This is a genomic window from Leifsonia xyli (assembly GCA_001647635.1).
Lineage (GTDB): Bacteria > Actinomycetota > Actinomycetes > Actinomycetales > Microbacteriaceae > Leifsonia > Leifsonia xyli_A.
This window is the reverse complement of record CP014761.1, coordinates 238,926-264,830: the sequence shown is the minus strand read 5'-3', so window position 1 is coordinate 264,830 and position 25,905 is coordinate 238,926. Positions and strand designations below refer to the sequence as shown.

24 protein-coding genes, 3 pseudogenes and 1 other annotated feature are annotated in these 25,905 nt (G+C 71.8%); of the genes and pseudogenes, 5 read left to right on the top strand and 22 right to left on the bottom strand.

Annotated features, from left to right (window positions below; genetic code table 11):
• The first annotated feature begins 49 nt into the window (after window positions 1–49).
• Window positions 50–1,075, top strand: a complete 1,026-nt coding sequence (locus tag A0130_01345; GenBank protein ID ANF33248.1) for a hypothetical protein — start codon at window positions 50–52, stop codon at window positions 1,073–1,075.
• 7 nt (window positions 1,076–1,082) lie between these two features.
• Window positions 1,083–1,436: a hypothetical protein gene (locus A0130_01340; GenBank protein ANF30499.1), complete on the top strand. Its 354-nt coding sequence runs from the start codon at window positions 1,083–1,085 to the stop codon at window positions 1,434–1,436.
• Window positions 1,437–1,455: 19 nt separating this feature from the next.
• Here the strand turns inward: A0130_01340 and A0130_01335 are convergent, their stop codons facing one another.
• The 7 genes and pseudogenes from A0130_01335 to A0130_01305 form a co-directional block, all read right to left on the bottom strand.
• Window positions 1,456–1,734 (bottom strand): hypothetical protein, encoded by a 279-nt coding sequence (locus A0130_01335; protein ANF30498.1) that lies wholly within the window; start codon window positions 1,732–1,734, stop codon window positions 1,456–1,458.
• Window positions 1,731–2,306 carry an ATP-binding protein gene (locus tag A0130_01330; GenBank protein ID ANF33247.1) on the bottom strand — a complete coding sequence of 192 codons (576 nt, stop codon included), beginning with the start codon at window positions 2,304–2,306 and terminating at the stop codon, window positions 1,731–1,733. The genes A0130_01335 and A0130_01330 overlap by 4 nt, the downstream gene beginning before the upstream one ends.
• Before the next feature lie 43 nt (window positions 2,307–2,349).
• The gene (locus A0130_01325; protein ANF30497.1) at window positions 2,350–3,129 is read right to left on the bottom strand and encodes an ABC transporter; all 780 of its coding nucleotides are present in this window, start codon (window positions 3,127–3,129) and stop codon (window positions 2,350–2,352) included.
• A complete protein-coding gene (locus A0130_01320) occupies window positions 3,126–4,547 on the bottom strand; it encodes an ABC transporter ATP-binding protein (protein ID ANF33246.1) in 1,422 nt (473 codons plus the stop codon). The genes A0130_01325 and A0130_01320 overlap by 4 nt, the downstream gene beginning before the upstream one ends.
• Before the next feature lie 95 nt (window positions 4,548–4,642).
• A complete protein-coding gene (locus A0130_01315; GenBank protein ID ANF30496.1) occupies window positions 4,643–5,266 on the bottom strand; it encodes a hypothetical protein in 624 nt (207 codons plus the stop codon).
• A 35-nt stretch (window positions 5,267–5,301) separates the two neighbouring features.
• Window positions 5,302–5,412 (bottom strand) — a binding site (TPP riboswitch).
• Between the two features lie 24 nt (window positions 5,413–5,436).
• A complete protein-coding gene (locus A0130_01310) occupies window positions 5,437–5,763 on the bottom strand; it encodes a hypothetical protein (GenBank protein ANF30495.1) in 327 nt (108 codons plus the stop codon).
• A gap of 43 nt (window positions 5,764–5,806) precedes the next feature.
• A pseudogene (locus A0130_01305) lies at window positions 5,807–7,050 on the bottom strand (DNA polymerase IV).
• Window positions 7,051–7,148: 98 nt separating this feature from the next.
• On the opposite strand from A0130_01305, the gene A0130_01300 reads away from it, so the two are divergent.
• Window positions 7,149–8,153: an aldo/keto reductase gene (locus A0130_01300; protein ID ANF30494.1), complete on the top strand. Its 1,005-nt coding sequence runs from the start codon at window positions 7,149–7,151 to the stop codon at window positions 8,151–8,153.
• A gap of 73 nt (window positions 8,154–8,226) precedes the next feature.
• Here the strand turns inward: A0130_01300 and A0130_01295 are convergent, their stop codons facing one another.
• The 4 genes from A0130_01295 to A0130_01280 form a co-directional block, all read right to left on the bottom strand.
• A complete protein-coding gene (locus A0130_01295) occupies window positions 8,227–8,886 on the bottom strand; it encodes a hypothetical protein (protein ID ANF30493.1) in 660 nt (219 codons plus the stop codon).
• 52 nt (window positions 8,887–8,938) lie between these two features.
• Window positions 8,939–9,181, bottom strand: a complete 243-nt coding sequence (locus tag A0130_01290) for a hypothetical protein (protein ANF33245.1) — start codon at window positions 9,179–9,181, stop codon at window positions 8,939–8,941.
• Between the two features lie 136 nt (window positions 9,182–9,317).
• Window positions 9,318–10,091: a preprotein translocase YidC gene (locus tag A0130_01285; GenBank protein ID ANF30492.1), complete on the bottom strand. Its 774-nt coding sequence runs from the start codon at window positions 10,089–10,091 to the stop codon at window positions 9,318–9,320.
• Window positions 10,092–10,175: 84 nt separating this feature from the next.
• Window positions 10,176–10,493, bottom strand: coding sequence for a hypothetical protein (locus A0130_01280; GenBank protein ID ANF30491.1), 318 nt, complete (start codon window positions 10,491–10,493; stop codon window positions 10,176–10,178).
• A 118-nt stretch (window positions 10,494–10,611) separates the two neighbouring features.
• On the opposite strand from A0130_01280, the pseudogene A0130_01275 reads away from it, so the two are divergent.
• A pseudogene (locus tag A0130_01275) lies at window positions 10,612–11,273 on the top strand (NAD-dependent dehydratase).
• Between the two features lie 3 nt (window positions 11,274–11,276).
• The gene (locus A0130_01270) at window positions 11,277–13,001 is read left to right on the top strand and encodes a long-chain fatty acid--CoA ligase (GenBank protein ID ANF30490.1); all 1,725 of its coding nucleotides are present in this window, start codon (window positions 11,277–11,279) and stop codon (window positions 12,999–13,001) included.
• A gap of 1 nt (window position 13,002) precedes the next feature.
• Here the strand turns inward: A0130_01270 and A0130_01265 are convergent, their stop codons facing one another.
• The 11 genes and pseudogenes from A0130_01265 to A0130_01215 form a co-directional block, all read right to left on the bottom strand.
• Window positions 13,003–13,527, bottom strand: a complete 525-nt coding sequence (locus A0130_01265; protein ANF30489.1) for an aromatic compound degradation protein PaaI — start codon at window positions 13,525–13,527, stop codon at window positions 13,003–13,005.
• 1 nt (window position 13,528) lies between these two features.
• Complete coding sequence (locus A0130_01260) at window positions 13,529–14,452, bottom strand: hypothetical protein (protein ANF30488.1); 924 nt, start codon at window positions 14,450–14,452, stop codon at window positions 13,529–13,531.
• Window positions 14,449–15,003 (bottom strand): hypothetical protein, encoded by a 555-nt coding sequence (locus A0130_01255; GenBank protein ANF30487.1) that lies wholly within the window; start codon window positions 15,001–15,003, stop codon window positions 14,449–14,451. Before A0130_01255 ends, A0130_01260 begins: the two co-directional genes overlap by 4 nt.
• A gap of 39 nt (window positions 15,004–15,042) precedes the next feature.
• Window positions 15,043–16,557, bottom strand: a complete 1,515-nt coding sequence (locus A0130_01250; protein ID ANF30486.1) for an aspartyl/glutamyl-tRNA amidotransferase subunit B — start codon at window positions 16,555–16,557, stop codon at window positions 15,043–15,045.
• Complete coding sequence (locus tag A0130_01245; protein ANF30485.1) at window positions 16,557–18,104, bottom strand: aspartyl/glutamyl-tRNA amidotransferase subunit A; 1,548 nt, start codon at window positions 18,102–18,104, stop codon at window positions 16,557–16,559. The genes A0130_01250 and A0130_01245 overlap by 1 nt, the downstream gene beginning before the upstream one ends.
• Window positions 18,105–18,107: 3 nt before the next feature.
• Window positions 18,108–18,443 (bottom strand): asparaginyl/glutamyl-tRNA amidotransferase subunit C, encoded by a 336-nt coding sequence (locus A0130_01240; protein ID ANF33244.1) that lies wholly within the window; start codon window positions 18,441–18,443, stop codon window positions 18,108–18,110.
• 44 nt (window positions 18,444–18,487) lie between these two features.
• Entirely contained in the window at window positions 18,488–20,263 is a 1,776-nt protein-coding gene (locus A0130_01235; protein ANF30484.1) for a hypothetical protein, read from the bottom strand.
• 49 nt (window positions 20,264–20,312) lie between these two features.
• Window positions 20,313–21,623, bottom strand: coding sequence for a hypothetical protein (locus tag A0130_01230; GenBank protein ID ANF33243.1), 1,311 nt, complete (start codon window positions 21,621–21,623; stop codon window positions 20,313–20,315).
• Window positions 21,624–21,836: 213 nt separating this feature from the next.
• A pseudogene (locus A0130_01225) lies at window positions 21,837–24,094 on the bottom strand (DNA ligase (NAD(+)) LigA).
• Between the two features lie 9 nt (window positions 24,095–24,103).
• Window positions 24,104–24,784 carry a hypothetical protein gene (locus tag A0130_01220; GenBank protein ID ANF30483.1) on the bottom strand — a complete coding sequence of 227 codons (681 nt, stop codon included), beginning with the start codon at window positions 24,782–24,784 and terminating at the stop codon, window positions 24,104–24,106.
• Window positions 24,785–24,840: 56 nt separating this feature from the next.
• A complete protein-coding gene (locus A0130_01215) occupies window positions 24,841–25,899 on the bottom strand; it encodes a tRNA(5-methylaminomethyl-2-thiouridine)-methyltransferase (protein ANF30482.1) in 1,059 nt (352 codons plus the stop codon).
• Window positions 25,900–25,905 lie beyond the last annotated feature (6 nt).

The following is a 25,905-nucleotide window of genomic DNA, read 5'->3' as shown; positions in this document are numbered from 1 at the left end:
CCCCGCCGGTAGACTCGCGCAGGTGACCACCCCCACCGCCTCTCCCGTCATCCGCGGCGCGCACCTCGTCGGCAGCGTCAACCTGCCCGACGCCGAGACCGTGCTCCGCACCGTCAGCTCCCACCTCGGGCCGCAGCTGCGCCGCATCCCCGACGGCGAGGTCGGTGAGCGCTTCTACTGGGTGCAGTTCCAGACCAAGCGGCTGGATGAGGTGCGCGGCCTCTCGCGCATGCCCGGCGAGCCGCACCTGCTGCGCGGGGTGTTCGACGGACGACCCTTCCGGCTCGAGGAGGGCGTCTCCGCCGACGAGCTGGTCTTCCCCGACCTCGGCTACGCCGAGGCTGCGCTGGACTCGTACGAGACGTTCCGGCGGCTGCGCGACGAGGGCGCGATCGCGCCGGGCACGCGCTTCCAGGTCTCTCTCCCGACCCCGGCCGGCGTCATCGGCCCGTTCGTCGTGCCGGAGGACCGCGCGGCCCTCGAGCCCGCCTACGAGCGGGCGCTGTTCGGCGAGCTGCAGCGGGTCCTGGACGGCATCCCGCATGAAGACCTCGCGATCCAGTGGGATACGGCCGTCGAGTTCGCCCTGCTCGAGGGCCGGATGCCCTCGTGGTTCGGCGACGACGTGCTCGCCGGTGTGCTGGAGCGCGCCGCCCGACAGGCCGCGGCCGTCCCCGCCGACGTGCAGGTCGGCTACCACCTCTGCTACGGCGACGTCGAGGAGCAGCACTTCGTGCAGCCGACCGACGCCGGCCACCTCGCGGAGGTGCTCGACGGCATCCTGTCGCAGGCGCCGCGTCCCGTGACCTGGGTGCACCTGCCGGTGCCCATCGAACGCGACGACGCCGCGTACTTCGCGCCTCTGGCGTCGGTTGCGGTGTCCGAGGGCACCGAGCTGTACCTCGGCCTCATCCACCACGAGGACGGTGTGGAGGGCGCGCAGCGCCGGGCGGCGGCAGCCGCGACCGCGCTCACGGCGTTCGGCGTCGGCACGGAGTGCGGCTTCGGCCGCGGACCGAGCGAGCGGACCGCTCCCCTGCTCGACCTGCACGCCGCCGTCGCCGAGGCCTGGTGAGCCGACGGTGAGCCTGTCGCTCGGTCCGGAGGCGTTCGAGGCCCTGGTCACGGACGAGCTCGATCAACTGCCGGACGAGATGGTCGACGGGCTCGACAACGTCGTGTTCGTCGTCGAGGACCGCCCGGAGGACGGCTCGCTCGACCTCCTCGGCCTGTACGACGGCGTCGCGCTCACCGAGCGCGACGCGTACGGGTTCGGCGAGATGCCGGACCGCATCATCCTGTACCGGGAACCTCTGCTCGCGATCAGCGCGGATGAGGACGAGCTGCGCGACGAGATCCACATCACGCTGGTGCACGAGATCGCGCACTACTACGGCATCGACGACGACCGGCTGCACGAGCTCGGCTGGGCGTGAGCCGGCCGGCGGTGACGCCTCAGGCGCCGTAGCCGAAGATCGACTCGTCCTCCTGGTCGGCCTCCACCGGGTCGGAGTCGGGCTGGTCGAAGTGGTACTCCACGAGGAGGTCGTCGCCGGACTGACGACGGTCGCCGGCCACGTACCAGAACGTGGACTCGAGGCCCTCGACGGCGGCGATCACGCCGATGCGCTCGTCCACCTCGCCGTCGACCAGGAAGCGGCGGTCGGTCTGCCCGACGAGCGGGCCGTCGACGTACTCGACGATGTATTCGGGGTCCTGTCGTGCGTCGGTCATGCCTCCACCGTAGTCCCTGGTCGGGATTCCGCGAGGCCCGCACCCGTCACGTCGAGGACCAGCGCGGCGTGGTGGAGCGGATGCTCGCGCTCGACGAAGCGATCGAACTGCGCCTGCCAGCGGTCCCACTCCACGGCGAAGGTCTCGCCGTCCCGGGCCAGGGCGCGCCGCTTGCGCAGCGCGTCGTCGGCGTGCAGCCAGACAGTGAGGTCGGCGAGGGAGGCGTTCTCGCGGGACAGCGTGCCGCATCCCTCGATCACGAGCGGCTCGCCGCCCGCGACCGTGTGCCGCTCGGCGGGACGATGGTGCTCCCAGTCCCAGCGCTCCCAGGTTCCCCGGCCGGTGGTCCGGAGCGGTCCGAGGAGGTCGCGCCCGACGGCCGCGCTTCCGGCGCCCAGGCCGTCCCATCCCGGGTAGAGGTCGTCCATCCGCACCAGTCGCGGGACGCCGTCCGCCGGCCACCGCGCGAGCAGCAGGTCGGCGAGCGAGCTCTTCCCTGCCCCGCTGGGCCCGTCGATCAGGATGACCGGGGTGCGTCCAGCGTCTTCGGCGGCTGCGACCGCGGTGACCACGGCCGCGTCGAGCGCGTCCAGGGCCACGCCGCCCTCGAGGGGTTCAGCTGAAGGGGGCATTCCACGTCCCGAGGGTGATGGCTGCGCCGACGGCAACTCCCGCCAGGAGCAGCGCGACGGCAAGGGTCGCCCAGTCCCGGGCTCGGAAGACGGAGGGTCGTGCCCAGGTCCGCGTCGCATCGGCGCCGAAGCCACGCGCCTCCATCGCCGTCGCCAGCTTCGTCCCGCGCCGGAGCGACAGCACGAACAGGGCGAACGCCTGGCCGGCGAAGCGGCGGACCGCCCCGGACTCGGCCACGCCGCGGGCGCGACGGGCCAGCGTGAGCGCGCGCCAGTCCTCGGCGAAGAGCCCGATCAGTCGCAGCCCGGCCAGCGCGCCGATCACGAAGCGCGCCGGCAGCCGCAGCAGCTGCCCCAGCCCGTCGGCGAGGTCGGTGGGGTCGATCGTGACGAACAGCAGCACGGCCGGGATGCCGATCGCCAGCACCCGCAGGGCGGTCGCCCACGCCAGCGCGATCGACCCGTCGCTGATCTCGACGGCCCACCACTGCACGTAGACGGTGCCGGAGGTCTGCCCGTAGAGGAGGGTGGTGAGCCCGGCCAGCGGCGCGGCGATCCAGACCGGGGCCGTCCGCGTGACGATGGTGCGCACCGGGAGACCCGCGAACAGCAGGAGCACCAGCTCCAGCCCCAAGGCGACCCCGGCGGAGACCGGGTCGATGGAGAGCAGCAGCGCGAGCGTGACGATGAGCGCGGCGCCGAGCTTCGCCACCGGGTTCAGGGTGGCGAGCGGACCGGTCCGCACCGGCTGCACGAGGGTCATGCGATGACCTCCGCGGTGTCCAGCCGGAGGGAGGACGCGCCGATCGCGGCTACGAACTCGGCGTCATGGGTCGCGGCGACCACCGCGTGGCCGTCGGCCCTGAGCTGCGCGAGAAGGGCGACGAGGCCCTCCCAGGTGCGCGCATCCTGCCCGAACGTCGGTTCGTCGAGCACCAGCAGGCGCGGGCGCGTGGCGAGGGCCGTGCCGACCGAGAGCCGACGCTTCTGGCCGCCGGAGAGGGTGAACGGGTTCGCCTCCGCGACGGCGTTCAGCGAGAGGCGGCCGAGCAGCTCGTCCACACGCCCCGCCACCTCGGCCTCGGGCAGCCGGAGGCCGCGCGGGCCGGCGGCCAGCTCCTCCCGGACGGTGGAGGCGATGAACTGGTGCTCGGGATTCTGGAAGACGCTCCCGATGCGCGTCAGCAGCTCGCGCGACCGCCACCCGGCGGGATCGGGTGGGGCATCGGCGGCGAGGGTCGGCTCCGCGGTCACCGAGCCGGCCACCGGCGGCAGCAGTCCGCCGAGCGTGAGCGCGAGCGTCGACTTGCCCGCGCCGTTGCGCCCGGTGAGGGCGAGCGCAGACCCCTCGCGCAGGTCCACGTCGACGGGATGCCCGACCGCGGCCGCCGCGTCGCGCGCTCGCGCACGGTCGCGCCGTCGGCCACGCGTCACGGCCGGCCCGCGTCCGAACGCCAGCGACCGCGCGGTCAGCAGAGGAGAGCCCTCCGCCACGATGGGCGCCTCGGGGACGGGCGTGCCGGGCAGCCACACGCCCGCCCGGCGCAGCTCGCCGGCCGCGTCCCGCAGCACGGTGTCGGGGTCGCCGTCGGCCAGGACTCCCCCGTCCGCGCCGAGCACGACGACCCGCGTCACCAGGTCGCGCCAGACAGCCACCCGGTGCTCGACGACCACCAGCGTGGCGCCGGTGGCGTCGAGGGCCGCGCGCACCGCATCCCGCACCTCCAGCACCCCGTCGGGGTCGAGGTTCGCCGTAGGCTCGTCGAGCAGCAGGAGGCCACTGCGCATCGCGAGCAGGCCGGCCAGCGCCAGCCGCTGCTTCTGCCCGCCCGAGAGCTGCGCGGTCGGACGGTCGAGCGGCACATCGAGGCCGACCGCGTCGAGTGCGTGATGCACGCGCGTCCACAGCTCGTCACGGGGCACGCCGAGGTTCTCGCCGGCGAAGGCGACGTCGTCGCCCACCCGGGCGAGGATGACCTGGGCGTCCGGATCCTGCAGCAGCAGCCCGGCCATCCCGCGCGCTTCGGCCGGCGCCTGCCCGCCGATCGCGAGCGCGCCCTCCGACTCTCCGTCGTCGTCGCCGTCGAGCACGCCGGCCAGTCCGGCGAGCAGGGTGCTCTTTCCCGCACCGGACGCGCCGAGCAGCAGCACGCGCTCGCCCGGCTCGATGGCCAGATCGATCCCGCGCGCCGCCCACGCGGTGCGCCCCGAATAGCGCCAGCCCCAGCCGTCGACCCGAACGGCGACCGGGGCCGGCTGTCCTGCGATCATCTCCGTCAGACCCGGACGGCCTTCCGCGCCTCCCGGCCCGCCGCGAAGCGGCTCAGCGCACCCGTCTTGGCGAGCGCGCGGACCAGCAGCCACGAGCCGAGACCGGCGACGACCAGGCCGGAGACGGTCGTCGTGATCGTGTACGTGATGGCGAACCCGGCCTTCGAGCCCGGGTACCAGTAGAGGAGGTCGAGAATCGACTCCGCGAGCCCCGCACCGGCGCCGGCGAGCAGCGCCGGCACCAGCCGCCAGTTCGCGTACAGGAAGAGCGCGAAGACGATCTCGGCGCCCAGGCCCTGCACGACACCGGAGAGCAGCGTCGCGAAGCCCCACTGCGTCCCGATCAATGCCGAGACGATCGCGGCGACCAGCTCACCGTAGAGCGCGGCGCCGGGCTTGCGGACGATGAGGGCGACCAGCACCCCGGCGAAGAGCCACGGCCCGTTCAGGATGCCCTGGAAACCGGGCAGGACGGCGCCGACCGGTCCCGAGATCGGGTTCTGGAGGATGCCCCAGACCCAGAAGACGACGCCCGAGGCGACGGCCACGACACTGGCGACGACGATGTCGACGACCCGCCAGCGGAGGGTACGCGGGCGTGCGCCCGCGGAGAGAAGAGTTGCGTGCACTGTTCGTGCCCTTTCAGTCGAATGGAACAGGGCACGGGATGTGAGAATGGCCTCCCTGCGCTGGCATGACCCAGATCAGGTTCGACGGTCGAGACTTGGAGAAGTCTCCTCTCAGCCCGGCTCACCGGACTCCCGTGTTCGGGACCCAGTGTAGCCCGGCCGAGGCGGTTCTACTTCTTGAGCGCGCGGATCACCCGCGACCAGGCGAAGCCGGTCACGAACACGAACGGGATCGCGACGACGATCAGGGTGATCAGGTTCGGGCGGAAGCGCAGGCCCAGCTCGTCCGAGACGTAGGCGCCGAAGGGGATAGCGATGCCGCCGCCGCCCGCGCCGCCGGGCGCGTTCTCGTCGCCTGCTCCGCCGGCGCCGAAGCCGAACTGCACGGCCGCGACCGGCACGAGGGTCGTCCCGTCGACGACGACCGGCTCGCCGTAGACCGACTTGATGCCGGAACCGGTCACGGTCTCGGCGAGTTTCAGCGAGAAGTTCGTCATGGGGCCACGCTAGCGCTCCCGGCGTGCGGACGACAGGCCCCGATCAGTCGCTGACGTACTTGGGGTTGCGCCCGTCGCGCTCCTCCTCGTCCGCGTCCTTCGACCGGCGCACGAGCGACGCCGGACCGATCATGCCGCGGCCGAAGCGGGCGCTCACGGCGTCCAGCGTGCGCTCGGTCTCGCGCCACTCCTCGTCGGGATCCCACAGCGCGAGGGCGTCTCCCCCGGCGTCGAGGAGCTGCTCGGCGCGCACCCCGATCAGGCGCAGCGGCGTCTGCCTCACGTCGAGGCCGAGTGCGTCGAACACATCCCACGCCTCCTCGAAGAGGCGTCGTCCCACGTTCGTGGGCTCGGCCAGGGTGCGCGACCGCGTGATGGTGCGGAAGTCGGAGAAGCGGACCTTGATGGCCACCGTGCGGGCCACCATCCCGTGCTTGCGCAGTCGCTCCCCGACCCGTCCGGAGAGCCGCAGGAACTCGCGGCGCAGCGTATCGAGGTCGCCGACGTCGGTGCCGAACGTGTTCTCGTGGCCGATGCTCTTCTCACGCGACTCGGTGATGACCCGGCGTGGATCCCGGCCGTTGGCGAGGTCGCGCAGCCGGCGGCCGCTCGCGTCGCCGACGGCCTTCTGCAGCACGTGCAGCGGCGCGTCGGCGAGGTCTGCGACGGTGAGCAGCCCCATCCGCTCCAGAGAGGACTGGGTGCTGGCGCCGACTCCCACAGCGCTCCGACGGGAAGCGGACGCAGGAAGCTGAGGGTCTCGGCCTTCGGGATGACGAGCAGACCGTCGGGCTTCGCCCGGCCCGACGCGAGCTTGGCCATGAACTTCGTCGCCGCGACGCCGACCGAGCAGGTCAGTCCGGTCTCTTCGAGCACGCGCGAGCGGATGAGCTCCGCGATGCGGCGCGGGGAGCCGAGCAGCCGCCTGCTCCCCGACACATCGAGGAACGCTTCGTCGATGCTCAGCGGCTCGACCAGCGGCGTCACCTCGTGGAAAATGTCCATCACCTTGCGCGAGTACTCGGTGTAGCGCTCGTAGTGCGGCGGCAGGATGATCGCGTTCGGGCACAGGCGCAGCGCCTGCGACATCGGCATCGCGCTGCGGACACCGTAACGGCGGGCCTCGTAGGTCGCACTCGTGACGACACCGCGGCCGCCCGCGTGCCCGACGATCGCGGGCTTGCCGCGGGCATCCGGACGCTCCAGCAGCTCGACCGACGCGAAGAACGCGTCCATGTCGACGTGCAGGATGCCGGCCTCCGAGTCGTCGACGTCGGCCGCGCTCACCTGCCGCTCGCTGCCGTCCGCTCGTCCCACCCCTCCAGCTTCTCACCTGCCGCCGACAGCGGCCTCGTCCCGTCGCCGGATCGGGATACGGTGAAGCCATGGAATTCAGGTACCTCGGCAACAGCGGAATCAAGATCTCGGAGATCATCTACGGCAACTGGCTGACGCACGGCTCCCAGGTCGAGAACGACACCGCGACCCAGTCGGTGCGAGCGGCGCTCGACGCCGGCATCACCACCTTCGACACGGCGGACGCGTACGCCAACACGGTCGCGGAGCAGGTGCTCGGCGACGCCCTCGCGGGAGAGCGCCGCCAGTCGCTCGAGATCTTCACCAAGGTCTACTGGCCCACCGGGCCGAAGGGCCACAACGACGTCGGGCTGTCGCGCAAGCACATCCTCGAGTCGATCGACGGCTCGCTGCAGCGCCTCGGCACCGACTACGTCGACCTCTACCAGGCGCACCGGTACGACTCCGAGACGCCGCTGGAGGAGACCATGCAGGCGTTCGCCGACGTGGTCCGCCAAGGCAAGGCGCTGTACATCGGCGTCAGCGAGTGGACGGCCGACCAGCTCCGCGCCGGGCACGCGCTCGCGAAGGACCTCGGCATCCAGCTCATCTCGAACCAGCCGCAGTACTCGATGCTGTGGCGGGTCATCGAGAAGAAGGTCGTGCCGACCTCCGCCGAGCTCGGCATCTCGCAGATCGTCTGGTCGCCGGTGGCGCAGGGCGTGCTGACCGGCAAGTACAAGCCGGGCGCTCCCCTGCCCGAGGGCAGCCGTGCCACCGACGAGAAGGGCGGCGCGGGCGCCATCCAGAGCTTCATGAAGGACGAGGTGCTCACCGCGGTGCAGCGCCTGCAGCCCATCGCCGACGAGCTCGGCATCACGATGGCGCAGCTCGCGGTGGCGTGGGTGCTGCAGAACCCGAACGTCGCCGGCGCGATCGTGGGCGCATCCCGCCCCGAGCAGGTGAAGTCGAACGCCGAGGCCGCGGGCATCCGCCTCTCGGGCGACGTGCTCGCGCGCATCGACGAGGCCGTCGGCGACGTAGCGGAAACCGACCCCGCCCTCACCGTCTCCCCCGCCAAGCGCCCCGCGTAACCTCCGCCCGCGAAGTGCAGGTAGTTGCGCGCGACACGCCGTGCGACTGCGCAACGACCTGCACTTCGCGGGGTCAGACGAGGGCGGCGACCAGGGGACGCAGCCAGTCGCGGAAGGCGACGGAGTCGTCGCGCAGCGACGCGCTGAGGGCGACGGTGTGCGGCCCGACGATCCAGGCGCCCTTCTCGGCGAGCGGAAGCACGTCGATGTCCAGGCGGAAGTAGCCCGCCTGCCGCCGCAGCTCGTGCTCGCGCTCCCGGACGACCTCGACGATGTCGGCCGCGCGGCGCGCGTGCTGCGCCAGGCTGGCGGCGACGTACTCGGCGTGACGCGCATCCGCCCACTGCTCCGCCGCGTCGTAGTGCGCGATGATGGCGTCCTGCAGGTCGATGGCGCGGTCGAACGCCTCGAAGTGCGGTGGATGCAGCAGCGGCCCGACAAGGCGCCGGTGCCGGTCCGAGGCCACCTCGAACCAGGCCTGCCACTGCTCGGCCAACGCGTCAGGAGCGTCCGAGCCGGCAGCTCCGGCACTCGGCAGCGGCCGGGCGCGCATCCGCCCGTCCCCCGGGGAGGACGGACGCGACAGCACGGAGGCGACCGCCGGATGCAATGCGGGCAGCTCGGGACGCACACGCGCGGCGAGCCCCGCGAGGTCGCGGATCGCGAGGGCCATCAGCAGGTCCCACGGGCAGTCCTCCGTGACCTGCCATCGAAGGGTGCCCTCGACGAACATGCCGACATTGTAAGTTCGCCGCCCGACAGGAGGTAGAGGGTGCCGAACCGGTTCAGCCGGGGTAGGGCTCCTCGGCCACCAGCAGCGCCGCAGGGATGACGGCCCGCTCGTACGGACCGCGCCCGTCGCGGCGGTGCTGCGGCTCGAAGAAGGCGACGGTCCAGGTGGTCAGCCCGTCGAGCGGGCCGTACACGTTGCGCAGGCTGCGGTCGCCCGGTGCCACGATCACCCCGGTCGGCTCACCCACCCAGTCGTCCGACGACGGCTGGTCGTGCTCGCGCACGTACACCTGCACGCCCACGCCGAGCCCGGGCCCGCTCGAGGTCCCCGCTGGCGCCGGGGTGCGGTCGTCCTTCGCGCGCTTCCACATGCGTCCATGCTCCCATCCGCGCATCCGCACGGGCTGGATGCGGCCCATGCGTCGCCGGCGCTCAGTGCGACGTGGTGGGCGTCGCTGTGCCGCCCGCCCGGCGCGACGGGTCGAGGAGGCGGCGCAGCGTCCACCGCTCGGCGACGGTCCACGCCGTCGAGGTGAGGATGTACACCGCCGCCGCCAGCGGGACGAACGCCGCGAACACCACGGTCACGTACGGCAGGAACGACAGCGCGCGCAGCATGCCCACCGGTGTCTGCGACCCCTCGGGCTGCGGCAGCATCAGCACGCGCCGGGACACGGTGGTCACGATCGCGATCAGCGCCAGGACGCCGAGATAGACGAGCATCGCCGGCCACACGCCCGCGCCCGCGCCGGTCAGCCCGACGAAGCTGGTGCCGAGCGGCGCACCGAAGGCGTGCTCTGTGAGCAGGGCGTTCGCGTGCCCGGCGATGGTCGCGTGGGTGAAGACGGCGTAGACGAGCGTGATGACCGGGATCTGCGCGAGCAGCGGCAGCATCCCGGCGAAGGGTGAGACCTGCTCCGCCTGGTACAGCTCCATCGTCTTGCGGGCGAGCGTCTCGCGGTCGCCCTTGTGCTTGCGTTGCAGCTCTGCGAGGTGCGGCGCGAGGCGGCGACGGCTGTACTCGGCGCGCACCTGGCTGATGCCGACCGGGACGAGGAGGACGCGGACGAGCACCGTCAGCATGGCGACGGCGACGAGACCGGCGAGCGTGCCGACGACGGGCTCGACAGTGGCGGAGAGGGCGGTGACGAGGCCGTAGGCCCCGTCGAGGACGGCCGCGATCGGCGGCCAGGAGAAGAAGTCCATGAGTGTGAGTGATCCCTGCGTTTCGGCGGAAGAGTGGACGCGTCTGGCCGCATCCACCACCGCCCGCGAACGCGGGATCGGCGGCTACACGACCGGCAGGGGCGCGCCCGGCGCTCGGGGGCGCGGTCGTCCGTCGGCGTCGGGGTCGGACTGCCCCTCGGCGAGCCAGCCCGCGGCCGGCTCGATGGGACGCGACCACACCGCGCGGAGGCGCAGCGACGCGGCCAGCGCGGCCACCGAGCGCACGGCTGCCGCGGCGAAGACCGCCACCAGACCCAGGGCTCCGGCCACACCGGCCAGCGCGACGAGACCTGCGGTGCCGCCTGCGCCGAAGGAGCCCGCGCCCAGCGAGCCGACGACGGACGCGGAAGCGCGTCCGAGGAGCTCGAGCAGGGCGGTCATGGAGACGACGCTAACAGAGGGTGCGCCCGCAGCCCAGAGCGTTCGCGCCCGGCGGACGCGTATCGCCGCATCTCTCCGCACTTCCCGCGCGGCATGCGAGCGGTGGAAGGATGGAGGCATGACTCGAGTCGCGATCATCGGTGCCCATGGAAAAGTCGCCCAGCAGCTGATGCGGGTGCTCTACGACCTCGGCGACGACTTCGTCGGCGTGGTGCGGAACGACGAGCACGCCGAAGACGTCTACCGCCTCGGCGGCGAGGGCGTCCTGCTCGACCTCGAGAAGTCCGAGGCGGACGCGCTGGCCGCGGCCATCGACGGCTGCGACGCCGTCGTCTTCACCGCGGGCGCGGGAGCCGGCTCCGGCATCGAGCGCAAGCGCACCGTCGACTACGGCGGGTCGGTGAAGGCGCAGGAGGCGGCGAAGCAGGCGGGCATCCGCCGCTTCGTCCAGGTCTCGGCGTGGGGCGTCGACGCGCCGGTCGACGACGCCGACCCGGTCTGGAAGGCCTACGTCGAGGCGAAGCGAGACGCCGACGCGGTTCTGCGCGACTCGGGACTCGAGTGGACCATCCTGCGCCCGGGCGGCCTCACCACCGACGAGGGCACCGGCCGCATCCAGCTCGGCGACAGCGTCCCCGCGGCAGCATCGCCCGCGAGGACGTCGCCCGCCTCATCGCGCTCATTCTGCACGAGCCCGCGACCGTCGGGCACCAGTGGGAGGTCGTCTCCGGCGACACCGCGATCGAGGATGCGGTGCGGGCGGCGACCGCGTCCGCGTAGGCTTTGCGCGTGACCAGCGATGTGACGAGCGACCAGTCCCCGTACAGCGCCAAGCCGTGGGTGCACGGCTACGCTCCGGGGGTGCCCGCCGAGGTCGAAGTGCCGGCGGGCTCCCTCCCCCACCTCATCGACGAGTCGGTGAAGACGTACGGCACGCACGTCGCGCTGGAGTTCTTCGGCGCCACCACAACCTACGCCGAGCTGGGCGACCAGATCGCCCGGGCGGCGGAGGGCCTGCGCAAGCTCGGCGTCTCCAAGGGCGACCGGGTCGCTCTCGTGCTGCCGAACTGCCCGCAGCACGTCGCCGCCTTCTACGCCGCGCTGCGTCTCGGCGCGGTCGTGGTCGAGCACAACCCGCTCTACACGCCGCGCGAGCTGCGGCACCAGTTCGAGGACCACGGCGCGACGGTCGCGATCGTCTGGGACAAGGTCGCGAAGACCGTTCAGGAGCTTCCGGCCGACCTCGGTGTGAAGACCGTCATCTCGGTCGACCTGACGCGCGCGATGCCCGCCTTCAAGCGATTCGCGCTGCGCCTCCCGGTGAAGGCCGCGCGAACGGCGCGCGAGCAGCTGACCGCAAAGGTGACCGGAACCATCCCGTGGGACACGCTCGTCGCGTCCCGCAGGCTGAAGGCGTCGTACCCGCGACCCGAGCGCGACGACCTCGCGCTCATCCAGTACACCTCGGGCACCACAGGCCTGCCTAAGGGCGTGATGCTCAGCCACGCCAACCTCACCGTGAACGCGGCGCAGTCGCGCGCGTGGGTGCCCACCATCGAGCGCGGCACCTCGGTCGTCTACGCGGTGCTGCCGCTCTTCCATGCCTACGGGCTCACTCTCTGCCTCACCTTCGCGATGAGCATGGGCGCCCGCCTGGTGCTCTTCCCGAAGTTCGACCCGGACCTGGTGCTCGATGTGGTCAAGAAGCATCCCGCGACTTTCCTCCCCGCGGTGCCGCCGATCTACGAGCGGCTGGTGCAGGCGGCGGAGAAGCGGAAGGTGTCCCTCTCCGGCATCGAGATCGCCATCTCCGGCGCGATGAGCCTGCCGCAGGGCATCGTCGACCTCTGGGAGGAGAAGACCGGCGGGTACCTCGTCGAGGGCTACGGGCTGTCGGAGTGCTCGCCCGTGCTCATGGCGAACCCGGTCGGCGCGACCCGCAAGCCCGGGACGGTCGGCCTGCCGCTGCCGAGCACCGAGCTTCGTGTCGCCGATCCGGACGACCCGACGGTCGACCGTGCGTTCGGCGAGGAGGGCGAACTGCTCGCCCGCGGCCCGCAGGTGTTCTCGGGGTACTGGCGCAAGCCGGACGAGACGGCGAAGGTGCTCACCGCCGACGGCTGGTTCCGCACCGGCGACATCGTCACGATGGATGAGGACGGCTTCGTCCGCATCGTCGACCGGATCAAGGAGCTCATCGTGACCGGCGGCTTCAACGTCTCTCCGACCGAGGTGGAGGATGCGCTGCGCTCCTTCCCGGGCGTCGCCGACGTCGCCGTGGTCGGCCTCCCCCACCGCCGCGGCGGCGAGGACGTGGTGGCCGCCGTCGTCATGGAGAAGGGCGCGTCGTTCGACGAGGAGGCGATCCGCGCCTACGGACGCGACTGCCTGACGCCCTACAAGGTGCCGAAGCACGTCTACCAGCTGGAGGAGCTGCCGCGCTCGATCGTCGGCAAGGTCATCCGACGCAAGGTGCGCGACCTGCTGCTGGCCGACCAGGCGAAGTAGCTCAGCCGCCGATCGGGAAGACGAGCAGCGAGCCGGTCGCGGTCGCCACCGTCTTGCCGGACGCGTCGGTGACCACGCCGTCCGCGAAGGCCACCCGGTTGCCCGGCTTCGTCACAGTCGCGACGCAGGTCAGCTGCCCGGTGTGCGCGTAGACCGGCCGCAGGTAGTTCACCTTGATCTCGATGGACGTGTAGCCCTGGCCCTGCGGGAGCGTCGTCTGCACCGCGCATCCGAGCGCCGAGTCGAGGAGCGTGCAGACCAGCCCGCCGTGCACGGTCCCGATCGGGTTGTAGTGCGACTCGTCGGGCTCGCAGACGAAGGTGACGGTGCCGGGGTCGGCCGACACCAGCGTCATCCGCATCAGCTCGGTGATCGGAGGCGGCGGCAGCTCCCCGCGGAGCATCGAGCGCAGGTAGTCGAGCCCGCTGACCGTGGGCATCACGGCTACCCCGGGCGCCGGGTCCTGCCAGGTGACGGTACGGGTGCGTTCGGTGACGTCGTCGTGCATGACCTCATCCTGCCGCATCTCAGGACGCGGCGAGCCGCGCCAGCCGACGTCGCGCCGCGAGCTCCGCCTGCGTCTGCGGACCGAGCAGGACGCGCGAGCCGCGCAGCACCAGACCGGTCGCCGCGTGCAGCGGCAGCAGCCGTTCGGCCGCCGTTGTCGGCAGCCCGAGGAGCTCGCGGTGCCGCGGCTCCAGCGTGGACACGGCGGCGCGGAACACGATCCGGTACGACGGCCGCAGCATCCGGCGCAGCGGCGCCCGGCGGATGAACCGCACGATCTCCTCCACCTCCGGGCCTCCGCGCAACTCCCCCGCGTCGGTGATCGCGTCGATCTCCGCCCGCAGCTGCGCGGCGGTCCGCGGCGGGTTCTCGACGCCCATCAGCTCGGCTGCGATCGCCCACTCGTCGATGTAGCCGTCCGCGCCGCCCGGGATGGGGTCGCCCCACTGCTCGTGGGCGGTGAGGAAGGCGTCGGTGAAGGCCAGGTGCACCCAGCGGGCGAGGTCCGGGTCGTTGGCCGCATACGGCCGCTCGACCCCGTGGCCGTCGACGTATGTCCCGACGACCCGGCGATGCAGCGATCGGACCATCTCCGACCCGGCGACCGCCTGACCGCGGCTGCCGAACGTGACGGTGTGGATCCACTGGATGGTGCCGGCCAGCCGCCCGAGCGGGTCCTCCCGGAAGCGCGAATGGTCGCGCACCCCGGCGAGGGCCCCGGGGTGCAGCGCCTGCAGCAGCAGTGCGCGGACCCCCGCGACGAGCGTCGGCATCCCGCCGTGCACGGCCCAGGAGGCGCTCTCCGGAGTGAAGAAGCCCTCGTCCTCGCCGTCCTCCAGCCGCAGCACCCAGGCGGGCACCTCGTCGGAACGGCCGGCGAGGGTCTCGATCAGCCGCGAGCGGAGGGGTGTCAGGACGCGGTCGACCGCGGTCGGACCGGTCATCCGGCCGCTTCCAGGCCCAGCCCCTCGATGAGCTGAGCGTCCGGCAGCGACGCGATCAGGCGTCCGGGCAGGAGGATCTTGGAGCGGCGCACCCCCGAGCCGATGATCACGACCTCCTGCTCGGCGACGCGCGCGTCCACCAGCACCGGCCAGCCCGCGGGGAGTCCGATCGGCGTGATGCCGCCGTACTCCATCCCGGTCAGCTCGACCGCGCGATCCATGGGCAGGAACGACGCCTTGCGCACATCCAGCAGCCGCTTGACCGTGTTGTTGACGTCGGCGCGGGTGGTCGAGAGGACGACGCACGCGGCGATCCGCTCGACCCCCTCGCGCTTGCCGCCGACGACGACGCAGTTGGCGAGGTTCGACGCGTCCAGCCCGAACTCGTCGCGGGTCGCGGCCGTGTCGGAGATGTCGGGGTCGATCTCGACCACGCCCACCTCATCCAGCCAGCCGAGCGCCTCCAGGGTCTGCAGGGTCGACGGCGCGAGCAGGTCGGTGCGGGAGGAAGCAGGTGCGGTGGTCAGACCGCCGAGTGTGAAGACGCCCATACCGCTACTCTGCACGCCGAGCCTGGGAGCCGGCAAAGGCTACTCCGCGCTCCCCGCCCGCTCGAGCACCAGCTCGCGCACCCGGGCCGCGTCGGCCTGGCCGCGCATCGCCTTCATGACCGCGCCGATGACCGCGCCGGCGGCCTGCACCTTGCCGTCGCGGATCTTGGCGAGCACGTCCGGCTGAGCGGCCAGCGCCTCGTCGATCGCGGCGATCAGCGCGCCGTCGTCGGACACGACCGCGAGACCGCGGGCGTCCACGACCTCCTGCGGACGGCCCTCGCCGGCGATGACGCCCTCGAGCACCTGGCGCGCCAGGCGGTCGGTGAGGGTGCCCGCGTCGACCAGAGCCGCGAGCTCGGCGACGTGCTGCGGGCTGACCAGCGTGCCGGCGGGCACGTTCTGCGCGTTGGCGAGGCGGGCGATCTCGCCGGTCCACCACTTGCGCGCGGCCGCAGGCGACGCGCCCGCGGCGACCGTGGCCTCGACCTCGTCGAGCAGGTCGGCGTTGGCGATGTCCTGGAACTCCAGAGCGGTGAAGCCCCAATCGGCGGCGAGGCGCTTGCGGCGGGCGGCCGGCTGCTCCGGCAGCGTGCCGCGCAGCTCCTCGACCCAGTCGCGGCTCGGTGCGACCGGCACCAGGTCGGGCTCCGGGAAGTAGCGGTAGTCGTCCGCGTCCGACTTCGGACGGCCGGCGCTCGTCGTGCCCGTGTCTTCGTGCCAGTGACGGGTCTCCTGCACGATGGTGCCGCCCGCCTCCAGGATGGCCGCCTGGCGCTGGATCTCGTAGCGCACGGCGCGCTCGATCGAACGCAGCGAGTTGACGTTCTTGGTCTCGGTGCGCGTGCCGAGCTCCGAGGAGCCGCGACGGCGGAGCGAGACGTTCGCGTCGCAGCGGACGTTGCCCTCCTCCATGCGCGCGTTGGAGACGCCGAGGGCCTTCACGATGTCGCGGATGGCGCGCACGTAGGTGCGGCCGACCTCCGGCGCGTCCGCCTCGGCGCCCTCGATGATCTTCGTGACGATCTCGACCAGCGGCACGCCGCCGCGGTTGAAGTCGACGAGCGAGTAGTCCGCGCCCTGGATGCGGCCGGTGGCGCCGCCGACGTGCGTCAGCTTGCCCGCGTCCTCCTCCATGTGCGCGCGCTCGATCTCGATGGTGAGCTCGCGGCCGTTCTCCAGCTCGATGGTGATCGAGCCGTCGTGGGCTATCGGCTCGTCGTACTGCGAGGTCTGGAAGTCCTTCGCGAGGTCCGGGTAGAAGTAGTTCTTGCGCGCGAACCGGCTCGACTCGGCGATATCGCAGCCGAGGGCGAGTCCGAGGCGGATGCTCGACTCGATCGCCTTCTCGTTGACCTGCGGCAGACCGCCCGGGAGACCCAGGCAGGTCGGGCAGGTGTTCGTGTTGGCGCCCGAGCCGAACTCGTTGGCGCAGCCGCAGAACATCTTCGTCTTGGTGTTCAGCTCGACGTGCACCTCGAAGCCCAGCACCGGCTCGAACAGCTCGAGAGCCTTGTCGTAATCCATCAATTCGGCCTTGGTGGCGGTGGCCATCAGACGGCTCCCTCTTCGCTCGCGAACATCTCGGTGGCGCTCAGATCCGGCGCCTGGCTCAGCAGCGGTCCGCCCCACTGCTCCTCCAGCAGGCGCTCGAGCGCCGCGCCGAAGGTGTAGAGGCGGGCGTCCGAGCGGGCGGGCGCCATCAGCTGCATCCCGACGGGCAGGCCGTCCTCGGGCGCGAGCCCGATCGGCAGCCCCATGCCGGGGACCCCGGCGAGGTTCGCCGGAATGGTGGTGATGTCGTTGAGGTACATCGCCATCGGGTCGTCGATCTTCTCGCCCAGCTTGAAGGCGGTGGTCGGCGCGCTCGGGCTGACCAGCACATCCACCTTCTCGAACGCGGCCTGGAAGTCGCGCTGGATGAGCGTGCGGACCTTCTGCGCGCTGCCGTAGTAGGCGTCGTAGTAGCCGGCGCTCAGCGCGTACGTGCCGAGGATGATGCGGCGCTTGACCTCGGGCCCGAACCCGGCGTCGCGGGTGGCGGCCATGACGCGCTCGACGGTGACCGGACCTTCCGCGGGGTCGACGCGCAGACCGAACCGCACGGAGTCGAAGCGCGCCAGGTTGCTGGACGCCTCGGCCGGGAGGATCAGGTAGTACGCGGCGACCGCGTACTCGAAGCTCGGCGCGCTGACCTCCACGATCTCGGCGCCCGCGGACTCGAGCAGCGCGAGCGACTCGTCGAAGCGCTGCTTCACGCCCTTCTGGAAGCCGTCGCCGGCGATCTCGCGGATCACGCCGACGCGCACGCCCTTCAGCGCGCCCTCGCGCTGGCCGGCCCGTGCGGCGTCGGCCATCGACGGCCAGCTGTCGGTCAGCGAGGTCGAGTCGAAGGGGTCGTGCCCGGCGATCACGTCGTGCAGGAGGCCCGCGTCGAGGACGCTGCGGGACACAGGGCCCACCTGGTCGAGCGAGCTCGCGAGGGCGATCGCGCCGTAGCGGCTGACGCCGCCGTACGTCGGCTTGACTCCGACCGAGCCGGTCACCGCGGCGGGCTGACGGATCGAGCCGCCGGTGTCGGAGCCGAGCGCGAGCGGGGCCTCGAAGGCGGACACGGCGGCGGCGGAGCCTCCGCCCGAGCCGCCCGGGATGCGCTCCAGGTCCCACGGGTTGCGTGTCGGGCCGTACGCCGAGTGCTCCGTGGAGGAGCCCATCGCGAACTCGTCCATGTTGGTCTTGCCGAGCGGCACGAGGTCGGCCTCGCGCAGCTTGCGAACGACGGTGGCGTCGTAGGGAGGCAGCCATCCCTCGAGGATCTTCGAGCCGGAGGTGGACGGCATGTCCTGGGTGGCCAGCACGTCCTTGATGGCGATCGGGACGCCGGCGAGCGGGCCGAGCGGGTCGCCTGCGGCGCGGCGGCCGTCGATCTCGGCGGCGGTGCGGAGCGCCTTGTCGCCGGCGACGTGGAGGAAGGCGTGCACATCGGAGTCGACGGCCTCGATGCGGTCGAGGTGCGCCCGCACGGCCTCCTCGGAGGACACCTCGCGCGCGGCGAGCTTGTCGGCGAGGGCGGACGCGGTGAGCCGGGTCAGGTCGGTCATGGCTTACTCCTCGTCCAGGATGGTGGCGACCTTGAAGCGGTCGCCCTCGCGGTCCGGGGCGCCGGAGAGCGCCTGCTCGACGGTCAGCGACGGCCGCACCTCGTCGGCGCGGAACACGTTCGTGAGCGGCATCGGGTGGCTGGTGGCGGGCACGTCGGGACCGGCGACCTCCTGGACCTTGGCGACGGACTCGACGATCTGGCCGAGCTCCTTCGTGAGGCTCTCGAGCTCTTCTGGGCTGAGGTCGATCCGGGCGAGGTTCGCCAAGTGCGCGACCTGTTCGGCGGTGATGTCGCCTGCGCTGGTTTCAGACAAGGTGCGTCTCCGTGGGATAGGCATGATGAACGGGCGTGGTCGCGAGTGCGAAAGGCCCACTGACGATTCTAGGACGAGCCGAACAGCCCGCGCCCCAGTCCGTTGACCGCTTGGTACGCCTCCTTGTAGGTGACGGGCACCTTCGCGCCGGGCGCGCCGTACCGCGCCATCAGCAGCCCGGCCAGGCCGACGCCGGGCGGGCTCAGCGGGCGGTCCTCATCTTGCGGGGCCGGCGCGTCCGCCTCGGGATTGGCCGGCAGGTACTGCGGGTGCGTGTCCGGCCAGGTGCCGGGCTGTCTGGGCGTGCTGCGGTTGATCGCGTTGTCGATCGTCCGCGCGCCGCGGTCGCGTTCGGTGAGGTGCTTCAGCCGGTACTTCTTCGCGAGCGTCGCCACCACCGCCGAGTGGTGCATCTCCTCGTGGATGATCGTGTTGCGCTCCGTGTAGGCCGAGATGGCGATCGCCGGGACGCGCACGCCGAGCCGGTCGAAGCCGAACCCGTTCTCCCCCGGCCCGCTGTCGTCCGGCGGGGTCGCCGCGCCCGGCGCGACATGGTCGTACGTGCCGCCGTGCTCGTCGAAGGTCACCAGCAGCATCGTGTTGAGCGCGTTCGAGCCCTTCGCGCTGCGGGACTCGCGGATCGCCGAGTAGACGCGATGGAGCAGCAGGTCTCCCGCGCGGACGTCCGAGATCGCGCCGCCGACGACCTCCTCGCCCGACACCTCCTCTGCGGTCATCGGGCCGCCCGGCGGATGCATGTCGTTGTGGTCGTACAGCAACCGCGGCTCCACGAACGCGTAGTCCGGAAGGGTGCCCTCCGCGACGTCGACGTAGAACTGCGTCATCGTCCGGAAGTGCGACTTCCAGAACGGCTCGAGCACCGGCGCGTGGATGAAGCCCGTGAGCGAGATGAGCTGCCGGTCGTCGTAGTAGACGCGCCAGCTGCGTCCCGCCTCCTCGAGCCGGTTGAAGATCGTCGGCGCGTCGTTCTTCGGGTCGAACCACTTGCGCAGACCCTCCGCGCCGCCGTTGTCGACGTACCCGTGCGAGGTGGAGGCATGGAAGAACGAGCGGTTGCAGAAGGTCTGCGATGGGACCGCGCAGTGCCAGTCGTCGTACACCGCGAACTGCCGCGCGAGGGTGGAGAACACCGGCAGCATGTCCGGTGTGAAGCCGCCCATGATGCGGCGGTAGTCGTCGACCACCGGCTCACGCCCGGTGTCCTTGCGCAGCACGCCGATGTAGTCGCGGACGAACCCGCGCATCGTCGGCTTCGCGCCGGGCTTCGGCGCGTTGTAGGGCGGGAGCATCTGCGGCAGGCGCGCGTCGGCGTTGGAGGGCGGGTCGACGACCTCGTACAGCTGCGTGTTGACGTGCGGGTAGACCTCGCCCGGGTCGGGCGACGGCTGGCGCATGACGAAGTCGGTGGTGCCCTCGTAGGCGTGGGCCGGGATGTCCGGGCCGCCTGCGGGATCGGGGTTGCTGTAGTCGCCGAAGGCCAGCCCCTCGAACCGCTTGCCCTTCGGCAGCGTCTCGTCGTCGTAGAGGTGCCCGAGGAGGTTGTCGAACGAGCGGTTCTCGTACATGAGCACGACGAGGTGGTCGAACCCGGCGCCTCCGCTACGCGCCGGGAGCGGAGGGTACTGCTCGCCCGACTCGTCGGCCGTGGGCGACGTGGCTCCCGCGGCACTGCCGATCGCCGCGCCCGCCGCTCCGCCTGCCACGCCCCCGGCGACCGCCCCGGCCGCGACGAGTCCCGCGCCCGTGAGGAACGCCCGGCGGCTGGCGCCGCGCTTCTCCTCGGCCCGGTCGGGCTCGGCGGGATCGTCCTCGTGCGGTCGCATTCCACCCATTATGGGCGCCGCCGCCGACATCCGGTCGGGATCGGCCGGATCAGCGGGACGACGCCTGGGTGGCGCCGTCGGACCCCGCGCCGGAGCCGCTGCCGCCCGCGATGACCAGGTCGCCGCGGTCGATGCCGATCACGGCGAGATTGCGCATGCATTCGGTACCGGCGGTGAAGTACTCGTTGTGGCCCGACGATCCGGCCAGCTCGGCGTGCGTGATGGGGTCGGTCGCACCGTCCACGCCCATCGGCTTCGCGCCGTAGCCCGGCGATCCCGGGTCGCTGCCGAAGAACGCGCTGTTGACGATCGGGTCCATCGGCGCCTCGCCGACGAAGACGTTCCCGCCCGTCACCGAGAGGCCCGCGACGGACTGCGCCGGGCTGCCCGGCGAGCCCATCAGCGCCAGGGAGTCCACGGTGACCGTGTGCCGTTCGAGCGCCATCAGCGCGGCCGTCGATCCGTAGGAGTGGGCGAACAGGCTGAGGTGCGGCTGGTTTCCGCTGCGGAGGGCGCGGATGCCGGCGAGCGTGCGCTCCAGGCTGTCGGCGCCCTGCGTGGCGAGGGTCGTGCCGCCGATGTTCGTGAGGACCGGCGTCTGGTAGCCGATCCAGGCGACCACGGCCACGCCCGGCGCGCCGCCCTTTCCGCGTGGACCGAGCATCCGCTGGAGGAAGCCGGTCTGGAGCTCGTACTGCTCCTGCGCGACCTGCGCCCAGGACTCGATCTGCTCACCCACCGACATGTACATCCCGGGCACCAGGACGCTCACGTACGCCGCCGTGCTCAGGTCGCCGACCACGATGGACGCCTTGGCGTCGGCGGAGGGGTCGAGGCTGACCAGCGTGCGCTTGACGCCGTCCTTCTTCGTCAGCGCCTTCTTCACGTTGTCGAGCGTGTCGAGCTGACGCTGCAGGGCGACACGCTGGGTGCGGCCGTGCTCGGTCTTCAGCGTGCGGGTGACGCTGCCGATGGTCTGCTTCAGGTCGAGTGCGTTCGCGGTGCCCCGGACCCCGTAGGGCACGCCCTCGAGGTTGCCGACCACGTGAGGAGCGGCCTCCACCAGGAGTTTCTGCTTGGCCGGGTCGATGAGCCGCCAGACGCGCTCGACGTCGGCGGGAGCGGGCGACTGCCGCAGCAGCGACTCGAGCTTGGCCCGGTTGGCGTCCAGGAAGCCCGGGAGCGCCGACGCGTCGATCCCGGCCACCGCGCCGAGCACCGACATGGCGGCACTGCCGCCGTTCGGGGCCGCCGGGACGTCGGAGACGGGTCCGCTGATCGACGCGGGAAGGGCGGTGTACGAGGCCGTGATCGAGGTTGTGGGAGCGTTCTCTGCGGGCACGACGAAGGCCCCGGTCAGTCCGGAGACGACCGAGGTCACGGTGAGTACAGCTGCAAAGCCGACCAGCACTCCGTCCGGGTCCCTCCGAGAGCGAGCGAGCTAAGCCCTTGCAGTGCGCGGGGGAGCGCACACCTCGACTCTACCCATGAATGGGTGGCGGACGGCAGGCCGTTCTACCCCGATTCGGGGGGAGAACTCGAATACTGTCCACAGGATGACGGACCGGATTCGTCACTCTTCGAGCGCCTGCGGACCCTCCTCGACCAGCCGCTTGAACTGCGCCGCGTCGATCACCCGCACGCCCAGCTCCTCCGCCTTCGCGAGTTTCGATCCAGCGCCCGGCCCCGCGGCAACGAAGTCGGTCTTCTTGGACACGCTCGACGCGGCCTTGCCGCCTGCCGCGATGATCGCCTCCTGCGCACCCTCGCGGGTGAAGCCCTCCAGCGAGCCGGTCGCGACCACGGTCAGCCCGGCGAGCACTCCCCCGCCTCGTCCGCGGCCCCTGGGCCGGGATGGCCGGGAGTGGTGAACTGGACGCCGTCTGCCGCCCAGCGCTCGACGATCTCGCGGTGCCAGTCGACGTCGAACCAGGCGAGCACCGCATCCGCGATGATGCCGCCGACGCCGTCCACCGCCGCGAGTTCGTCGCGGGACGCGGTGCGGATCGCGTCGAGCGACCCGAAGTGGTTGGCGAGCGCGCGCGCCGCCACCGGCCCGACATGACGGATGTTGAGGGCGACCAGGATGCGCCACAGCGGCTTCACCCGCGCGACCTGGAGGTTGTTCAGCAGCTCCAGCGCGCTCTTCGATGGGACGTACAGTTCGTCGCCGCCGAACTCCGGCGCCTCCGGGTCGAACACGCCGTCCTTCTTCTGCCGCCGACGGCGGAACGGAGTGTCTACCTTCTCGTCCCCCGACTCGGTCAGCTTGGGCAGTCCGGTTTCGGAATCGCGCACGACGACCTCGATCGGGAAGAGGTCTGCGACCGTCAGCCCGAACAGGCCGGCCTCGGTCGGGAGCGGCGGGTGCTCCGGGAACCGTGGCTGGGTGAGGGCCGAGGCCGCCACCTCGCCCAGCGCCTCGATGTCGAGCGCTCCGCGCGAGCCGATGTGCTCCACGCGCCCGCGCACCTGCGCGGGGCAGAACTCCGCGTTCGGGCAGCGGAGGTCGATGTCGCCCTCCTTCGCCGGCGCCAGGCGCGTTCCGCACTCGGGGCAGAACTCGGGCATGACGAACTCGCGCTCGGTGCCGTCGCGCAGCTCGACCACCGGCCCGAGCACCTCGGGGATGACGTCGCCCGCCTTGCGCAGCACCACGGTGTCACCGATGAGAACGCCCTTCGCCTTGACGACCTCCTGGTTGTGGAGCGTGGCCTGACGCACCTCCGAGCCGGCGACCCGCACCTTCTCCATCACCGCGAACGGGGTCGCCCGGCCGGTGCGGCCGACGCTCACGACGATGTCGAGGAGTTTGGTGTTGACCTGCTCCGGCGGGTACTTGTAGGCGATCGCCCAACGAGGGGCGCGGCTGGTCGCGCCGAGCTCGTCGTGCAGCGCGAGCTCGTCGACCTTGATGACGATGCCGTCGATCTCGTGCTCGACCGCTCCCCGGTGAGCGCCGTAGTACTCGATGAACTCGTCGACCTTCTTCACGCTGTCGACGACGCGGTAGTGCGTCGAGGTCGGCAGACCCCATCCCTTCAGGAGCTCGTAGACCTTCGACTGGGCGTCGACCGGCGGGTTCTGCCACGCCCCGATGCCGTGGACGAGCATGTGGAGGCGGCGCAGCCGGTTGCGCATGATCTCGAGCTGGGCGGCGTTCTTGCCCTCCGCCTTCTGGCGCAGCGAGCCGCTCGCCGCGTTGCGTGCGTTGGCGAAGACGCGCTCGCCTGCTTCCTGCTGGTGCGCGTTCAGCTCCTCGAACTCGGCGACCGGGAAGAAGACCTCGCCGCGCACCTCGACGAGTGCGGGCGGCTCGTCGGTGGCGAGGCGGGTCGGGATGGCCGGGATCCAGCGGATGTTCTCGGTGACGTCCTCCCCGACGACCCCGTCGCCGCGGGTGGCGGCCGAGACCAGCACGCCCCGCTCATAGCGGAGGTTGATCGCGAGCCCATCGATCTTCAGCTCGCACAGGTAGTCGATCTTCCGGCCGGCGTCGCGCTCCACCTTGGCGGCCCACGCCTCGAACTCCTCGATCGAGAAGACGTTGTCCAGGCTCAGCATCCGCTCGGCGTGCTCCACCGGCGCGAAGAGCGTCGTCTGGGCGCGTCCACCGACCGTCTGCGTCGGGCTGTCCTGCGACTGGAGCTCGGGATACAGCCGCTCGAGCTCTTCGAGCCGCCGCATCATGCGGTCGTACTCCTCGTCGCTGACGAGCACGGTGTCGCGCTCGTAATACGCGTCACGCAGCTCCAGGATGCGCGTCGTCAGCTGCTGCGCCTCGGCCCGCGCTTGCGCGAGCTGGTCGTCGGTCGTCGTCTCGATCGCCACGGGTCCAGCTTAATCGGCACCCCCGACGCCGGACGGGGTGGCCGGGGCCGGTCGCCGCCGCGGCCGCATCGGGATGGAGCGGCGGCTCAGAACCGCGGCGGCGAGGAAGCACGCGGCGCCCAGCAGCGTCCCGAGGTTGGCCCAGAGCAGACTCACCGGGTCGCCGGTCTCCGGGATCGTGTAGGCGCCGATCGCCGAGAGGCCGAAGAGGACAGAGCCCAGCAGCCCCAGCCAGGCGCCGTGCCAGGTGCGCGCCTGCGGGTCCCAGAGCCGGTCGCGATCGACCGTCGCCACCACCGCGAAGCCGCTGGACACCAGGAAGCAGACGGACCCGAGCGCATCCGGACGCCAGCCGTCACCGACCCGGGTCTGCGCGTTCAGCGCGACGATCAGCGCCTCCGTCGTGCTCACGTTGAAGAACAGCGTGCCGACGAACTGCACGGCGGCCGCCCACCAGTCGAACCAGTCCGCCCGAGTGGAGCCGGTACGCGGGGGCTTGCGCCCGCTCAGCGCGAGTTGGATGAGGGCGGCCGCGGTGAAGAACAACGCGCCGAGGAAGAACGTTGCGTTGGCGACCGCGTCGCCCACCGCGTGCTGGTACGACGGAACCGCCCCGACCATGAAGAACAGCGAGCCGATCGCGAAGCCCCACGCCTCGCGCCGCAGCCGGACCACCCGCTCCGCCACCATGTCCGGAGCCTAGAGCGCCGGAGGGCCGCTTGGCACCGGCTGTGTCGGACGAACGCTCAGACGGGGACGGCCGACACGGTGCGGTCGATGGTCGTCTGACCGAGCACGCGCGTGCCGACGTACACCACGGCGGTCTGCCCCGGCGCGACGCCGTTGAGCGGGACGTCCGGACGGATGACGAGCTCGCCGTCCACCACCGACGCCACAGCGGGCACCGGGTCGGCGTGGGCGCGGATCTGTACCTCGCACGCGAACGGCGTCGCGGGATCCGCCGGGGCCAGCCCGGCCCAGGTGTAGCGGGAGCCGGCGATCTCGGCGATGTCGAGCGCCTCGCGCGGGCCGACGACGACCTCGTTCTCCTTCGGCCGCACCTCCAGCACGAAGCGCGGGCGGCCGTCCGGGGACGGGTAGCCGACGTTGAGGCCCTTGCGCTGGCCCACGGTGTACGCGTGCGCGCCCTCGTGGCTGCCGAGGCGGTTGCCCTCGCGGTCGACGATGTCGCCGGTGGCGGTGCCGACGCGCTCGGCGAGCCAGCCGCGGGTGTCGCCGTCCGGGATGAAGCAGATGTCGTGCGAGTCGGGCTTGTTCGCGACGCTCAGGCCGCGCGCCGCCGCCTCCGCCCGCACCTCGGTCTTGGAGGGCGTGGCGCCGAGCGGGAACATCGCGTGCGCGAGCTGCTCGGCGGTCAGCACGCCGAGCACGTACGACTGGTCCTTGGCCCACGCGCTCGCGCGGTGGAGCTCGCGGTTGCCGTCCTCGTCCGTCACGATGGCCGCGTAGTGGCCGGTGCAAACGGCGTCGAAGCCGAGGTCGAGCGCCTTCTCGAGGAGGGCGGCGAACTTGATGCGCTCGTTGCAGCGCATGCACGGGTTGGGCGTGCGCCCGGCGGAGTACTCGGCGATGAAGTCGTCGACCACGTCGAGCTTGAAGCGCTCGGAGAAGTCCCACACGTAGTACGGGATGCCGATGATGTTCGCCGCGCGCTGCGCATCCATCGAGTCCTCGATCGTGCAGCAGCCGCGGCTGCCGGTGCGCAGCGTGCCGGGCATGCGCGACAGCGCGAGATGCACACCGACCACGTCGTGACCGGCCTCGACCGCACGCGCCGCCGCCACCGCGGA

Bases quoted from the DNA above. Each gene is read 5' to 3' on its own strand.
- A0130_01310 (ANF30495.1), bottom strand. From the start codon at position 5,763: ATGACGAACTTCTCGCTGAAACTCGCCGAGACCGTGACCGGTTCCGGC.
- A0130_01250 (ANF30486.1), bottom strand. From the start codon at position 16,557: ATGGCCACCGCCACCAAGGCCGAATTGATGGATTACGACAAGGCTCTC.
- A0130_01265 (ANF30489.1), bottom strand. From the start codon at position 13,527: ATGCGGCAGGATGAGGTCATGCACGACGACGTCACCGAACGCACCCGT.
- A0130_01280 (ANF30491.1), bottom strand. From the start codon at position 10,493: ATGACCGCCCTGCTCGAGCTCCTCGGACGCGCTTCCGCGTCCGTCGTC.
- A0130_01285 (ANF30492.1), bottom strand. From the start codon at position 10,091: ATGGACTTCTTCTCCTGGCCGCCGATCGCGGCCGTCCTCGACGGGGCC.
- A0130_01235 (ANF30484.1), bottom strand. From the start codon at position 20,263: ATGCGACCGCACGAGGACGATCCCGCCGAGCCCGACCGGGCCGAGGAG.
- A0130_01240 (ANF33244.1), bottom strand. From the start codon at position 18,443: ATGCCTATCCCACGGAGACGCACCTTGTCTGAAACCAGCGCAGGCGAC.
- A0130_01335 (ANF30498.1), bottom strand. From the start codon at position 1,734: ATGACCGACGCACGACAGGACCCCGAATACATCGTCGAGTACGTCGAC.
- A0130_01325 (ANF30497.1), bottom strand. From the start codon at position 3,129: ATGACCCTCGTGCAGCCGGTGCGGACCGGTCCGCTCGCCACCCTGAAC.
- A0130_01245 (ANF30485.1), bottom strand. From the start codon at position 18,104: ATGACCGACCTGACCCGGCTCACCGCGTCCGCCCTCGCCGACAAGCTC.
- A0130_01300 (ANF30494.1), top strand. From the start codon at position 7,149: ATGGAATTCAGGTACCTCGGCAACAGCGGAATCAAGATCTCGGAGATC.
- A0130_01255 (ANF30487.1), bottom strand. From the start codon at position 15,003: ATGGGCGTCTTCACACTCGGCGGTCTGACCACCGCACCTGCTTCCTCC.
- A0130_01295 (ANF30493.1), bottom strand. From the start codon at position 8,886: ATGTTCGTCGAGGGCACCCTTCGATGGCAGGTCACGGAGGACTGCCCG.
- A0130_01260 (ANF30488.1), bottom strand. From the start codon at position 14,452: ATGACCGGTCCGACCGCGGTCGACCGCGTCCTGACACCCCTCCGCTCG.
- A0130_01220 (ANF30483.1), bottom strand. From the start codon at position 24,784: ATGGTGGCGGAGCGGGTGGTCCGGCTGCGGCGCGAGGCGTGGGGCTTC.